Source organism: Aquitalea sp. ASV15 (assembly GCF_016429115.1).
GTDB lineage: Bacteria > Pseudomonadota > Gammaproteobacteria > Burkholderiales > Chromobacteriaceae > Aquitalea > Aquitalea magnusonii.
Genome location: NZ_JAELTZ010000070.1, coordinates 1 through 14257, shown reverse-complemented (window position 1 = coordinate 14257; position 14257 = coordinate 1). Strand labels below are relative to the sequence as shown.

Sequence of the window (14257 nt, the reverse complement as noted above, 5' to 3'; positions counted from 1 at the left end):
GCGCACAGATGAATGCGCTGGTGTGGGTGGATGACAAGGACCAGGAGCCGGCCTGGGCCAAGGGCGGCAGCTATGTCGCCATTCGCCTGATCCGCTTCACGCTGGAGCAGTGGGACCGCACGCCGCTGGGCGAGCAACAGGGTATTTTCGGCCGCGACAAGGCCAGTGGTGCGCCGCTGGGCAAGACCCACGAATTCGACGACCCCGGCTTTGCGGCAGACCCGCACGGCCAGCAGGTGCCGCTGGATTCGCACATGCGCCGGGCCGAGCCACGCCTGCATGGCCGCCACGATGCCAGGCTGCTGCGTCGCAGCTACAGCTATTCGCTGGGGCTGACCAAATCCGGCCAGCTGGACATGGGCCTGGTGTTCATCTGCTTCCAGTCCAATCTGCAAACCGGCTTTATCGCTACCCAGCACCGGCTGGATGGCGAACCGCTGGAGGAATACATCAAACCGTTTGGCGGTGGCTATTTCTTTGCCCTGCCCGGAGTGAGCGGCAGCGACTATCTCGGTGCCGGCCTGTTGCAAGCCGCGCGCTGATGGCGGCCCGGCCATCAGGCTGGAACAGAGTTTGCTACAACGCACACACCAAGGTTGTCTTTTGCCCCTGCCTAGCTGGCGGGGGCTTTCTTTTGTCTGCCGGCCAGCCGGCGGTAGAGCGTGCGCTCGGTCAGTTGCAGCGCCGAGGCCAGCTGCTGGCGGCTTAAGCCGCTGTGCGCCACCGCCCATTGCAGATACTGGCTTTCCAGCTGTTCCAGCGGCAGCAGGCCGCAGTGGAAGTCCTGCATGGCTGGGGGCGCCGGTGGTGTGCTGTTCCATTCGTCGGCGCACAGGTTTTCCAGCGTGATGACATCGCCGTCGCTCAGCAGGCTGGCGCGTTCCAGCAGATTGCGCAGTTCGCGGATATTGCCGTTGAAAGGCTGTTGCAACAGCCATTGCAGCGCAGCCGGCTCCAGTTGCAGCCTGCGTCCGGGGGCAACCCGCTCCAGCAGCGAGGCCGCCAGCAGCGGAATGTCCTCGCGCCGTTCGCGCAGGGGAGGGAGGCGGATGGGAAACACCGCCAGCCGGTAGTAGAGGTCGGCGCGGAAGCTGCCGGACTCGACCATGGCTGCCAGATTGCGGTGGGTGGCAGCAATCAGCCGAAAGCTGGCGGGAATGCTGTTGATGCCCCCCACGCGGCGAAAGCTGCCGGACTCCAGCAAGCGCAACAGCTTGACCTGCTGTGACAGCGGCAGGTCGCCAATCTCATCCAGAAACAGCGTGCCGCCATGGGCGGCTTCCACCAGGCCCTGCTTGCGCTGGTTGGCCCCGGTAAACGCCCCTTTTTCATAGCCGAACAGCTCGCTTTCCAGCAGGGTTTCACTCAGGCTGGCGCAATCCACCGCAATAAACGGCCGTTGCGCAGCACCGCCGCTGTCGTGAATGGCCCGTGCCAGTCCTTCCTTGCCGGTGCCGGATTCGCCGATCAACAGCACCGCCGCACTGGAAGGGGCCGCTCTTTGCGCCAGCAGCAGCATGCGGCGAAACACTGCGCTGCGCCCCACCATCTTGTCGGCGGCCGCCTGGCTGCTGGCCAGCTGCAGCGGCTTCATCTTTTCAATGAACAGGTGGCGATGGCCGCTGATATCCGCCAGCGGCATCAGTTCCACATCCACATGCTCGTCGCCATGCGCCGTGCGGTGAATGTGCAGCACCCGTTCCGGCTGGCCGCTGGCCAGCGTCATGCGCAGCGGGCAGGACTCGCCCTCTTCATCACAGGGGCGTTGATAGCCGTGTGACACCTCGTAGCAGTGGCGGCCCGGCGCTTCGGCACCGTAGGCGGCGCGGTAGGCCTGGTTGGCATGCAGGATTTCAAAGTGCTCGGTAATGACGATGCGCGGCTCGCTCAGCTCGTCCAGCATGCGGCTGATGGTGTCCAGGCTGGCTTCATTCGACAGGGGTGACATAGTGTGTTTTCTGACATGTCAAAAATGACATGATAGCCGGAAAACCGCCAGTAATCCCCCTGAAAACAGGCGGTACAGCCTGGCATGGCATTTGCAAACAGCCAGGCCAAACGCGGTGGCCCACCCTGCCTGCCCCGGCGCAAGCGGGTGGCCAGCTGTGCCGCCACCGCGTCAACCGAGAGCCTGCAATGAACAAACCACCACGCAAACTGGGCCGTGAACTGGCCTGGATCATCGGCATCAAGATCGTGCTGCTGCTGATCATCTGGAAAGCCTTGGTCGCGCCCTACCGCGTCCATGTCGATGCCGCCGCCATGGCCGACGGAATGCGGGAGGCGGGGATGGCCAGCCAACACCTGGAGAAAAACAATGTTAGATAACGTCGTCGATTTATCACGACTGCAGTTCGCCGTGACGGCGCTTTACCACTTCCTGTTCGTGCCACTGACCATCGGCATGGTGTGGCTGCTGGTGATCATGGAGTCTGTATGGCTGATGACCGGCAAGCAGGTGTATCAGGATATGACCCGTTTCTGGGGCAAGCTGTTCGGCATCAACTTTGCGCTGGGGGTGACTACCGGCATCACCATGGAATTCCAGTTTGGTACCAACTGGGCGTATTACTCGCACTATGTGGGCGATATTTTCGGCGCACCGCTGGCCATCGAGGGGCTGATGGCCTTTTTCCTGGAATCAACCATGATCGGCCTGTTCTTTTTCGGCTGGGAGCGGCTGTCGCGCAAGCAGCACTTGCTGGTGACCATCCTGATGGCCATCGGCACCAATCTGTCGGCCTTGTGGATATTGATTGCCAATGGCTGGATGCAGAATCCGGTGGGGGCCGAGTTCAGCTATCAGACCATGCGCATGGAAATGACCGACTTTGCCGCGCTGCTGCTTAACCCGGATGCCCAGGCCAAGTTCGTGCATACCGTCAGCGCCGGTTATGTCACCGGGGCGATGTTTGTGCTGTCGATTTCCAGCTGGTATCTGCTGCGCGGGCGCAATGTGGAATTCGCCCGCAAGAGCTTCCGCATAGCCGCGGCCTTTGGCTTTGCCAGCGTCTGTTCGGTGATCGTGCTGGGGGATGAATCCGGCTACACCGTGGGCGAGGCGCAGCAGACCAAGCTGGCCGCCATCGAGGCCATGTGGCATACCGAGCCGGCACCGGCCTCGTTCAATCTGCTGGCCTGGCCGAATGAAACACGCATGGAGAACGACTGGCAGGTGAGCATTCCCTGGGTGATGGGCTTGATTGGCACCCGTTCGCTCAGCAAGGAAATCCCCGGCATCCACGAAATCATGGCGCAGAACCGCCTGCGTATTGAGTCCGGCATGCTGGCAGTACAGGCGCTGGAAAGCGTGCGGCGCGACCGCCAGGACAGTGCGGCCAAAGCGGTGCTGGAAGCCCACAAAAAGGATCTGGGCTTTGGCCTGCTGCTGAAGAAATACACCACCGACGTGGCCCAGGCCACACCGCAGATGATAGACGCCGCCGCGCGCGACACCATTCCGCGGGTGGCACCGATGTTCTGGTCCTTCCGGCTGATGGTGGGCATGGGCATGGCCATGTTGCTGCTGTTTGGCTGGGCCTTCTGGGCCTCGCTCAAGGGCAATTTCCAGCACCGTCCGCGCCTGCTCAAGCTGGCCTTGTGCTGCCTGCCGCTGCCCTGGTTGTCCTGTGAGCTGGGCTGGGTGGTGGCCGAATACGGCCGTCAGCCGTGGACCATTTACGGCGTACTACCCACCCGGCTGTCGGTTTCCACGCTGTCGCTGGAGTCGTTATACGGTTCGCTGGCCGGTTTTGTCGGTTTCTACACCGTGTTACTGGTCGTGGAAATGATGCTGATGGTGCGCTTTGCCCGCCAAGGGCCGGGCAGTCTGGGCACGGGTCGCTACGACCATGAAACCGCTCATTGATATTGGCTGGCAACACCTCTGCGGCTGTATCGCGCCAGGGATGTTGCACTGTTTTGTGCGCAGTACGAAGGAATAATCATGCTGGATTATGCAAGTTTGAAGGTGATCTGGTGGCTGCTGGTCGGCGTGTTGCTGGTCGGCTTTGCCATCATGGATGGTCACGACATGGGCGTGGGCACGCTGTTGCCCTTTGTCGGCAAGGACGATACCGAACGGCGGGTGGTGATCAACACCGTCGGCCCGCACTGGGACGGTAACCAGGTGTGGTTCATCACCGGTGGCGGGGCCATTTTTGCGGCCTGGCCGCTGGTGTATGCCACGGCATTTTCCGGCTTTTACTGGGCCATGCTGCTGGTGTTGTGGGCGCTGTTTTTCCGCCCGGTAGGCTTTGATTACCGCAGCAAGATCGACAACCCGACCTGGCGTTCGGTATGGGACTGGGGCCTGTTTGTCGGTGGCACCATTCCGCCGCTGATTTTCGGCGTGGCCTTTGGCAATTTGCTGCAAGGCGTGCCTTTTCATTTCGACAACAATCTGCTGTCCACCTACGACGGCAGCTTCTGGGGCCTGCTCAACCCCTTTGCCCTGCTGTGCGGGGTGGTGTCCAGCGCCATGATCACTTTTCACGGCGGGGTGTATCTGGTGCACCGTACCGAGGGCGACATCCAGCGGCGCGCACAACGCTGGGTGATGGCAAGCGGCCTGCTGTGGCTGGGCGGATTTACCCTGGCCGGCATCTGGCTGGCGCTGGGTATTGATGGCTATGTGATCAGCTCGGCAGTGCAGCCGGATGCGCTGCCCGACCCGCTGGCCAAAACCGTCAGCCGCGTCGCCGGGGCCTGGCTGGGCAATTACCAGCGCTGGCCGCTGACCATGCTGCTGCCGCTGAGCGCCTATCTGGCCGGCATCGCCGCCATGCTGCTCTTGCGTGGTGGCCGCAGTTTTGCCGCTTTCTGGGCCTCAGCCGTGGGACTGGCCGGGGTCATCGGCACCGCCGGCATCAGCATGTTCCCCTTTGTGATGCCCTCGTCCAGCAACCCGGCCTCCAGCCTGACGGTGTGGGACAGCGTGTCCAGCCAGCTCACGCTGGAATTGATGCTGGTGGCCACGCTGATCTTCATGCCGCTGATCATCCTGTACACCCGCTGGGCCTACAAGGTGATGGGCGGCAAGGTGACCGCCGCCTATGTGCGGGAGAACAATCACAGTGCCTACTGAGATCAAGATTGCCATTGCCAGCCAGAACCGGCGCACGGTCAGCCCTCATGCCGGCAAGTGCGCGCATTTCTGGCTGCTGGATGGTGCCGATGGCAGTTGCCGCAGCCTGTTGCTGAGTCCGGCGCAGCTGCTGTGCCAGGGCGGCGATCTGGCGGATCATCCGCTGCGCGGGGTGGATGTCCTGCTGGCCGCCAGTGCCGGGCAGGCGCTGGCGCAGCGGCTGCAGCAGCTGGGCATCACGCTGTCACTCACCACGGAAAGCGAGCCGCAGGCGGCGGCCCGCCAGTGGCTGGCCGGTCGCCGCGCCACCCCCTGCCAGCCGGGCAAGGGCCGCTGTCAATCAATTACAGGGAGAACATGATGTGGTATTTCGCATGGGTATTGGGTATCGGCTTTGCCGTGTCGCTGGGCATTCTGAATGCCTTGTGGGGCGAACATGAGGAGGAGCGCAAGGCACTGCCTTAGCCCTGTGCATGGTTGCGCCGGCGAGTGAGGCAGGGCGCAAAGTTGACCCGGTGTCATCTCAGCGCCGCGTGGGCGCTGGGGATGCGCTGCTGGGGTTGTGTCGCGCCTGCTGCTGGCCAAATGAAAGGGGCTGTCCCGCTATGGGACAGCCCCTGTTGCATGCCGGGTGTGGCTGGCTCAGCCGATATCCAGGCGGCGGATCACGGTTTCCAGCACTTGCGCCTTGTCCGCCCATTGCGGTTTGAGCAGCTTTTCTGCCCGCTGGATGGCCTGGCAGGCCGGGCAGTCATCCTGGCGGTCTTCCGAGCCGTTCACCGGGCAGTTGGCACGGCGGATATGCTGGGTTTCACCGGTGGCCACGCGCAGCAGGCCTTCCATGGCTGCCTTGATTGCCTTGTCCATTGTCTTATCTCCTGTTGGGGGATGTCATGCAAAGATGGAAAACAGTCACAGGTCCGGGCTCCCGGTAGGGTGTCGCTGGTCGATGCGTGCGGTGTTCGCATGACGCCATGTGCAGCATGGCGCGTCCTGTGCCTGCATTTGCCGTCAGCTTAGTGGGCAAATGCAGGCAAAGTTTTCGTCTAGGTCAAGAAAGCCGCACTCTTTGCCGGATGCCATGAAAAAAGCCCGGCAGGGCCGGGCTTGTGTGGGAGGGGCTGCTGTTTAGCCGGCGCTTTCCGTCTTGGCGGCCGCAGCAGGTTCGCCGTGATGTTCCGACGCCAGTGCCATATACATGGCCGGCACCACGAACAGGGTGAACAGCGTGCCGATGGACAGGCCGGTGAAGATCACCAGGCCCATGGCATGGCGGCCGGCGGCACCGGCACCAGAGGCAATCACCAGCGGGATGACACCAAAGACCATGGCCGCGGTGGTCATCAGGATGGGACGCAGCCGGATTTCTGCCGCGCCGACAATGGCATCCAGCTTGCTGGCACCCTTGCTGCGCAAGTCGTTGGCCACTTCCACGATCAGGATGCCGTGCTTGCTGATCAGGCCCATCAGCGTCACCAGGCCCACCTCGGTGTAGATATTGATGGAGGAGAAGCCGAGGAAGATGAAGATCATCGCACCGAACAAGGCCAGCGGCACCGAGACCAGGATCACCACCGGGTCGCGGAAGCTTTCGAACAGCGCCGCCAGCGTCAGGAACACGATGATGACGGCAAACAGCATGGTCAGGGCAAAGCCGCCGGATTCCTGGCTGAACTGGCGTGAAGGACCGGCGTAATCGACGGTATAACCGCTGGGCGCGATTTCCTTCAAGGTGTCTTCCAGGTATTTCAGCACCTCACCCTGCGCCTGGCCGGATACCCCGGACAGCGTGGCCGAGTTTTGTTGCTGGAAACGGGTGATGGATTCCGGCACCACTTCGGTTTTCAGCTTGGCGATGGTGGACAGGGCGATCATGCCGGCATTGGGCGTGCGTACCTGGTAGTCCAGCAGCTGCGAGGGGTTTTGTCTGTCCTTTTGCAGCAATTGCGGGATCACCTTGTAAGAGCGGCCGTCGATGGAGAAGTAATTGACGTAGCCGCCCCCCATGGCTGCACTCATCGCATTGGCGACATCCTGCTGGGTCATGCCCATGGCGGTGGCCTTGTCACGGTCGATGACCACGGTGGTTTGCGGTGCATCGATTTTCAGGTCCACGTCGGCAAAGTAGAACTTGCCGGAGCTGCGCGCCTTGTCCAGCAGCTGTTGCGATACCTCGTTGAGGTTTTCGAAGGGCTCGGTGGTCTTGATGACAAACTGCACCGGCAGGCCGGACGAGCCGGGCAGGGGCGGGAACTGGAAGGCCGCTACCCGCACGCCGGCAATCTTGTTCCAGCGATCTTGCAGGTCCTGCTGGATTTGCTTGGCACTGCGCGTGCGGTCTTCCCACGGTTTGAGCAGAATGCCGCCAATACCGGCATTGACGGTCGGTGTGCCGGTAATCTGGAACATCTGCTCGTATTCCGGCATGGCCTTGCTGATGGCATACATCTGCTGCGCATAAGTCTGCATCTGGTCGGCGGTGGCTGTCGGTGCGCCCACAATCTGGCCCAGCACGATGCCCTGGTCTTCTTCCGGAGCCAATTCGGATTGCGACATCTTGGTCATCACCCCCAGCAGCGCCAGCATGATGACCGCCATCACCACCAGCACCTGCCAGGTTTCCAGCAGGCTGTGCAGCAGGCGGCGGTAGCCGTTTTGCACTTTCTCGAAGGTGTGGTCGATGGCCTTGACCAGTCGTCCCTCATCCTGCTCGGGGCGGAAGAAGCGCGAGCACATCATCGGCGACAGGGTCAGCGCCACCACACCGGAGACGGTGACGGCCGAGGCCAGGGTAAAGGCAAACTCGGTAAACAGCGCACCGGTCAGGCCACCCTGAAAGCCGATGGGCACGTACACCGCCACCAGTACCACGGTCATCGCCAGAATCGGGCTGCCCAGCTCGCGCGCGGCGATGATGGCCGCGTCGAGGGGGGTCTTGCCTTCCTTCATGTGCCGGTCGACGTTTTCCACCACGATGATGGCATCGTCCACCACCAGGCCAATGGCCAGCACCAGCGCCAGCAGGGTCAGCAGGTTGATGGAGTAGCCCAGCACCAGCATCATGAAGAAAGTGCCGATCAAGGACAGCGGCATGGCAATCACCGGCACCAGCACGGCACGGAAGCTGCCGAGGAACAGGAAGATCACCACGGTCACGATCACCAGCGCTTCCAGCAGCGTCTTCACCACTTCATGAATCGAGGTGTTGATGAAGTCGGTGGAGTCGTAGACGATCTGGCCGGTCAGGCCGGACGGCAATTGCTGCTGGATGGCGGGAAAGGCGGTGCGCACGCTCTTGGCCACGTCCAGGATATTGGCCTCCGGTGCCACCTTGATACCGATGAATACCGAGCGTTCACCGCTGAAGGCAACGTTGAAGTCGTAGTTTTCCGAGCCCAGCGTCACCGTGGCGATGTCCTGCAGCCGCACGATGGCATCGCCACTTTGCTTGACTGCCAGTTTCTTGAATTCTTCCACGCTGTGCAGGTCGGTGGCGGCGGTCAGCGGGATGCTGACCATCTGCCCCTTGGTCTTGCCCACGGCGGCCAGTACGTTATTGGCAGCCAGGGCATTGCTGACGTCGGTGGCGGAAACGCCATGGGCCGCCATCTTGTTGGCGTCCAGCCAGGCGCGCAGGGCGAACTGGCGCGCACCCAGCAATTCGGCGGTTTGCACCCCCGGAATCGCATCCAGCTTGGGCTTGACCACCCGGTTCAGAAAGTCGGTGACCGAGTTGTTGGCCAGGGTCTTGCTGTAAAAGCCAAGATACATGGCGTCGGTGGTCTGGCCGGTCTGCACCGTCAGCACCGGCTGCTGCGCCTGGGCGGGCAGCTGGTTTTTCACCGAGTTGACCTGGGTGTTGATCTCGGTCAGCGCCCGGTTGGCATCGTAGTTCAGGCGCAGGTTGGCGGTGATGGTGGACACCCCGCTATTGCTGGTGGAGGACATGTAGTCAATGCCCTGGGCCTGGGCAATGGCACCTTCCAGCGGCTGGGTGATGAAGCCGGCAATGGTTTTGGCATCCGCACCATAATAAGTGGTGGAAATGGTGACCACGGCATTCTGGGTTTGCGGATACTGGTTGACCGGCAGGCCAAACAGCGAGCGCAAGCCCAGCACCACCAGCAGCAAGCTGATGGTGGTGGCCAGCACCGGTCTCCGGATGAAGATATCGGTAAATTTCATGGCGGGCCCTTACTGTTCCTGCGGAGTCGGATTGGGGTTGTTGGCCGGCTGTACGCTGTTGTTGATGGCAACGGCAATGCCGTTTTTCAGCTTGACCTGACCCGAGGTGACGACCTGGTCACCTTCTTTCACACCGCTGAGAATGGCCACCTGGTCGCCACGGGTCGGCCCGGTCTGCACGAACACCTGCTTGGCCACCAGGCTGCCTGCCGCTGCCGATGCCTCCTTGCCGGCCGCTACCACCACGAACACGGTGGAACCGTAAGCGTTATAGGTAATGGCAGTCTGCGGCAGGGTGAGGTAGGCCTGTTGCTTGCCGGTGTCCAGGCTGGCGCTGGCAAACATGCCGGGCAGCAGCCTGCGGCCAGGATTGGCGATCAGTGCCTGCACCTGCACATTGCGGGTATTGGTGTCGATCTTGGGGTTGATGGCGTTGACACTGCCGTTAAAGGTCTTGTCGGCGGTGCCGTCGGTCTTGATCACCACTTTCTGGCCGACGCTGACCGCAGCCAGCTGGCTTTGCGGCAGATTGAAGTCGATATGGATGGGGTCGATCTGCTGCAGGGTGACGATCTTGTCGCCGGCATTCAGGTACTGGCCGGGATTGACGCTGCTGATCCCCACGCGGCCGGCAAACGGCGCACGAATGGTTTTCTTGGCCACCAGGGCAGCCTGCTGCGCCACTTGTGCTTTCTTGCTTTTCAGGTCGGCGGCATCGTTATCCACCTGGGCCTGGGATACGCCTTGCACCGCCAGCTGGGCCTGATCGCGCTTGAGCGTGATGGCGGCCAGTTCGGCGGCGGCTTCCAGCGCATGCTGCTGGGCGATGTCGGCATCGGCATTCAGCTGCACCAGTACATCCCCGGCCTTCACATCCTGGCCGGACTGAAAGTTCACGCTGCGTACCTGGCCGGCCACTTCACTGCTGACGTCCACGCCATGTACCGCACTGAGGGTACCGACCGATTCCAGCTGCGGCTGCCAGCTGGATTTTTTGGCGATCATGGTGCTGACCACCTGTGCTTGCGGCTTGGGTGCGGCGGCCATCAGGGTGCGGATATGCATGAAGAAACCCAGCCCCAGTACCACTACCAGCAGCACTATGCCTCCCAGCATGATGAACATTCGCTTGGTCATATTGCTTTCCTTGTTTTCTCTAGATTGCGTGTCGTTTACCAGTCGCGCTCAGGGCTTGGCCTGGGCGGCAGGGGTCGGGTTGGCGATGTCGTCGCTGCGGTTCCACCAGCCGCCACCCAGCGCCAGGAACAGCGCGGCGGTGTCGGCATAGCGGCTGGCGCTGGCGCTGACCAGATTGATGCGGGTCTGCTGCCAGGTGCGCTGGGCATCCAGCAGATTGAGCTGGCTGACCGCTCCCAGGCGGAAGCGTTGCTCGGTCAGCTGCAGTGTCTCGCGTGCCTGTGCCTCGGCGTCGGCCTGGGCTTGCAGGGCGCTGGCATCGGCGCTGACGGCACGCAGGCTGTCGGCCACGTTCTGGAAGCCCTTGAGCACGGTCTCCCGGTACTGGGCCTGGGCCTGTTCGTAAGCAGCTTCGGCAGAACGCTTCTTGGCGCGCAGTGAGCCGCCGTCAAACAAGGACTGGCTGACACTGGCCCCAAGGCTCCACAGGCTGCTGCCTGCGGTCACGCCGCCCAGGAACAAGCGTTCGCGGGTAAAGCTGCCGGTCAGACTGATTTGCGGATACTGGTTGGCGGTGGCCACGCCGACCTGGGCACCAGCCTGTTGCAGCAAGGCTTCGCTGGCGCGGATGTCCGGCCGCTGGCGTACCAGTTCCGAAGGCAGCGACACCGGCAGCTCGACCGGCAGATGCAGGCTGTCCAGGGTGAATTCCGGCAGGCCGCCTGCTGATGGCAGCTTGCCGACATACACCGCCAGCTGGTTGCGGGTGAGGTCGAGGGCTTTTTCCAGTGGCGGCAGCTGGGCGCGGGTCTGTGCCACCAGCGTGGATTGCGACAGCACGCCGCTGCGCGCGACCGCCCCCAGTGCGGCCTGCTTTTCCACGATGCGCAGCTGCTGTTCGGCAGCCGTCAGCATTTCCCGTGTGGCTTGCAACTGGGCGCGCTGCGAGGCTTCCTGGATGGCGGTGGTGACCACATTGAAAATCAGCGTCTGGTAGGTGGCTTCCAGCTGGTAGCGCTGGTAATCGCTGGCCGCCATCAGTCCCTGCAATTGCTGGCGATTGGCACCGAACAGGTCCAGCGTATAGGACACGTTGAGGCCGGCGCTCAGCACATTGAAATCACTGGGGGAGCTGCCGGACAGCGTCTGGCGCTGGCGGCTGCCGCCCAGCTGGCCGCTGACCGAGGGGTATTCCAGCGTGCCGGCCGCGGCATTGTAATTTTCCTGGGCCTGGCGCAGTGCGGCACGCGCCGCGGCCAGGCTGGGACTATTGTGCAGCGCTTCGCTAATCAGCTGGTCCAGAGCGGGCGAGCGGAACAGCTGCCACCATTCCGGTTGCAATTGCTGGCCCAGCGCCAGGTGCTGCGTGATGCCGGCTGCGCCCGCCTGCGGGCTCGCAACAGTATGTTCGGCCAGTGGGCTGCTGCCATAGCGCCGGCTCTGCCCGTCCACCAGCTGCGGTGTACTGGCTGGCGGCGTCAGGGTGCAGCCCGACAATGCCAGGCCGAGCAGCAGCGGTAGCGCTGCCCGGGGGAGGGTTAAGGCCGCTGTTGCCGGTAAGCGGCCCGGTAAGTGCTTGGGTTGCATCCTGTACTCCTGTTCTTGACTTGCGCGGCTGTGGTGGCGGCTTTGCATTGTCCTGCCTTGTGGGCTAGTTGATTCTTCGGATTATTCTGATCTTGCTACCGGATGCGACGCTTTGATCAGTCGGTCAAAGGCGTACAGAAAGCGCCGGCGGGCTTCCTCGCTATCCTGCGGGCCGCTGCTATTCAGATTGCGTAGGGCAATACCGGCGATGGTGCTGTGAAACAGGGCCATTTCGTCGTCGCTGGCGTGAACGCCCAGCCGTTTGAAGGCTTCTTTCTTGTTGTTCAGCATGCGGCGGTCGAAATCGCTGATCCAGTCCTTGAGCTTGGGGTCGACCTCGGCCGCCACGGTGACTGCCACCATCAGCCGGGCAATACGGCTGTCACAGATGTTGTTGCACATGGCCTGGCGGAATTCCTCCAGCGTGGGCATGGGCGCTGCGTCATGGCAGCCCTGGGCATTGATCACCATCTGGCAGCCATGTTCCACCACCACGGTCAGCAGATCGTTGCGCGTGGGGAAGTAGTAGGTCAGGTGGCTCTGGCGCAACCCGGCCTGTTTGGCCACCTTGCTCTGGCTGAAACCCAGGATTCCGTCATGCAGCAGGACATCCAGCGCGGCATCGATCAGCTTGGTGCGGATGTCCTTGCAACTGGCGGCCGAACAGGGTGGTGTGGATTGTCGGCTTGCTGTCATGGTTTTTGGTTAAGTTACCAAGAAAAGGCAATCTAACAATATTCCATGCGGTTTGCCAGCATGCGCGGCGGATTATTGTGGACAGGACGGTTTTTCGGGCGTGCTGAGGCAAATTTGCGACAGGGGCAGTGTCAGGCTGGCGGGCTGTCCACCCGGACGGGACAAAGTGGTGGTGGCTGCAAGGCAGGTGTTTGCGGCGAATTATCCATAATGATTTTAATATTCAGAAAAATATTTAATTGTCATTATTTTTCGGCGCAGCAACGAAGCCTACCCTATAACATCGCCCGACAAACAGGTTTTGATGTGGATCATGCTTGTTGCGATTAATCTGCGGCGCACACGAGGAAGCTGCTTAAGTAGCGGGTCTGCCGAGCTGACGTAAAGGTAAGGATATACGTCGGTCCTCAGCATGAATCTGGCCGGGACAGGCCGGAGCAACGCTCGATAAAACAGCAGGCCGCAAACAGGCCGCAAATTGCAAGGGAACAACAAGTGGAACAACGCATACACCATGCCGGTCTGGCAGGGAAAATCATGTCGGCTGAACAAGCCGCCGCACACATCCAGCCGGGCATGACCGTGGGCATGAGCGGATTTACCGGCTCGGGCTACCCCAAGGCGGTGCCACTGGCACTGGCGGGCCGCATGGAAGCGGCGCAGGGACGCGGCGAGAAGTTCGCCTTGCGTGTGCTCACCGGTGCCTCCACCGCACCGGAGCTGGACGGCGCGCTGGCCAAGGCGGGCGGCATTGATTTTCGCCTGCCTTACCAGTCCGACCCGGAACTGCGCGCACGCATCAACCGCGGTGAAATCGACTACATGGACGTGCACCTGGGCCAGGTGGCGCAATACACCTGGTTCGGCTTTCTCGGCAAGATCGACCTGGCGGTGGTGGAAGTGGCCGGCATCCTGCCGGATGGCAGGCTGATTCCCTCCACCTCCATCGGTAATAACAAGACCTGGCTGGACCTGGCCGACAAGGTGATTCTGGAAGTCAACAGCACCCAGCCGCTGGGCTTGGATGGCATGCATGACATCTACTATGGCACGGCATTGCCGCCCAATCGCCAGCCGATTCCACTGACCCAGGCGGGCGACCGTATTGGCGAGCCCTATCTGCGGGTGGACCCGGCCAAGGTGGTGGCGGTGGTGGAAACCCATGCACCGGACCGGCTGGGTCGTTTTACCCCGCCGGATGAAACCAGCCAGCGCATTGCCGGCCATCTGGTGGAATTCCTCAAGCACGAAATCAAGATGGGCCGCCTGCCGGAGAACCTGCTGCCCTTGCAGTCTGGCGTGGGCAATATCGCCAATGCGGTGTTGGGCGGCTTGCGTGATGGCGGCTTCAGCAATCTGACAGCGTTTACCGAGGTGATTCAGGACGGCATGCTGGATTTGATCCGCACCGACACCATCCGCATGGCCTCGGCCACCGCGCTGTCGCTTAGCCCGGAAGGGGTGCAGGAGTTTGCCCGTAATATCGCGCACTACCGCGAGCGCATCGTGCTGCGGCCGCAGGAAATTTCCAACCATGCCGAACTGGTGCGCCGTCTGGGTTGTATC

13 protein-coding genes are annotated in these 14257 nt (G+C 62.0%); 7 read left to right on the top strand and 6 right to left on the bottom strand.

What is annotated here, in order from left to right:
• Positions 1 to 542: Dyp-type peroxidase (locus JHD64_RS19285; protein WP_199055092.1), on the top strand; the 542-nt coding region annotated here is incomplete at its 5' end.
• A gap of 71 nt (positions 543 to 613) precedes the next feature.
• Here JHD64_RS19285 and JHD64_RS19280 read toward each other — a convergent pair.
• Positions 614 to 1948, bottom strand: coding sequence for a sigma-54-dependent Fis family transcriptional regulator (locus JHD64_RS19280; RefSeq protein WP_199055084.1), 1335 nt, complete (start codon positions 1946 to 1948; stop codon positions 614 to 616).
• 188 nt (positions 1949 to 2136) lie between these two features.
• On the opposite strand from JHD64_RS19280, the gene cydP reads away from it, so the two are divergent.
• The 5 genes from cydP to cydX all read left to right on the top strand — a co-directional run bounded on the left by cydP (position 2137) and on the right by cydX (position 5551).
• A complete protein-coding gene (cydP, locus tag JHD64_RS19275; RefSeq protein WP_059287162.1) occupies positions 2137 to 2328 on the top strand; it encodes a cytochrome oxidase putative small subunit CydP in 192 nt (63 codons plus the stop codon).
• Entirely contained in the window at positions 2318 to 3868 is a 1551-nt protein-coding gene (locus JHD64_RS19270; protein WP_199055082.1) for a cytochrome ubiquinol oxidase subunit I, read from the top strand. The genes cydP and JHD64_RS19270 overlap by 11 nt, the downstream gene beginning before the upstream one ends.
• A gap of 78 nt (positions 3869 to 3946) precedes the next feature.
• Positions 3947 to 5086, top strand: coding sequence for a cytochrome d ubiquinol oxidase subunit II (gene cydB, locus JHD64_RS19265; protein WP_199055080.1), 1140 nt, complete (start codon positions 3947 to 3949; stop codon positions 5084 to 5086).
• A complete protein-coding gene (locus JHD64_RS19260) occupies positions 5076 to 5447 on the top strand; it encodes a NifB/NifX family molybdenum-iron cluster-binding protein (protein WP_199055079.1) in 372 nt (123 codons plus the stop codon). Before cydB ends, JHD64_RS19260 begins: the two co-directional genes overlap by 11 nt.
• Positions 5444 to 5551, top strand: coding sequence for a cytochrome bd-I oxidase subunit CydX (gene cydX / locus JHD64_RS19255; RefSeq protein WP_338059449.1), 108 nt, complete (start codon positions 5444 to 5446; stop codon positions 5549 to 5551). The genes JHD64_RS19260 and cydX overlap by 4 nt, the downstream gene beginning before the upstream one ends.
• A gap of 177 nt (positions 5552 to 5728) precedes the next feature.
• Here cydX and JHD64_RS19250 read toward each other — a convergent pair whose 3' ends face one another.
• The 5 genes from JHD64_RS19250 to JHD64_RS19230 all read right to left on the bottom strand — a co-directional run bounded on the left by JHD64_RS19250 (position 5729) and on the right by JHD64_RS19230 (position 12691).
• The gene (locus tag JHD64_RS19250; protein WP_059285646.1) at positions 5729 to 5953 is read right to left on the bottom strand and encodes a hypothetical protein; all 225 of its coding nucleotides are present in this window, start codon (positions 5951 to 5953) and stop codon (positions 5729 to 5731) included.
• A gap of 261 nt (positions 5954 to 6214) precedes the next feature.
• A complete protein-coding gene (locus tag JHD64_RS19245) occupies positions 6215 to 9271 on the bottom strand; it encodes an efflux RND transporter permease subunit (RefSeq protein WP_110313535.1) in 3057 nt (1018 codons plus the stop codon).
• 9 nt (positions 9272 to 9280) lie between these two features.
• Positions 9281 to 10408 carry an efflux RND transporter periplasmic adaptor subunit gene (locus JHD64_RS19240; protein WP_059285645.1) on the bottom strand — a complete coding sequence of 376 codons (1128 nt, stop codon included), beginning with the start codon at positions 10406 to 10408 and terminating at the stop codon, positions 9281 to 9283.
• A 48-nt stretch (positions 10409 to 10456) separates the two neighbouring features.
• Positions 10457 to 11995, bottom strand: a complete 1539-nt coding sequence (locus JHD64_RS19235) for an efflux transporter outer membrane subunit (RefSeq protein WP_199055078.1) — start codon at positions 11993 to 11995, stop codon at positions 10457 to 10459.
• Between the two features lie 81 nt (positions 11996 to 12076).
• Positions 12077 to 12691 (bottom strand): TetR/AcrR family transcriptional regulator, encoded by a 615-nt coding sequence (locus JHD64_RS19230; protein WP_199055077.1) that lies wholly within the window; start codon positions 12689 to 12691, stop codon positions 12077 to 12079.
• Positions 12692 to 13228: 537 nt separating this feature from the next.
• Here JHD64_RS19230 and JHD64_RS19225 point away from each other — a divergent pair.
• Positions 13229 to 14257, top strand: a 1029-nt coding sequence (locus tag JHD64_RS19225; protein ID WP_199055076.1) for a propionyl-CoA--succinate CoA transferase, incomplete at its 3' end; no start/stop codon positions are given.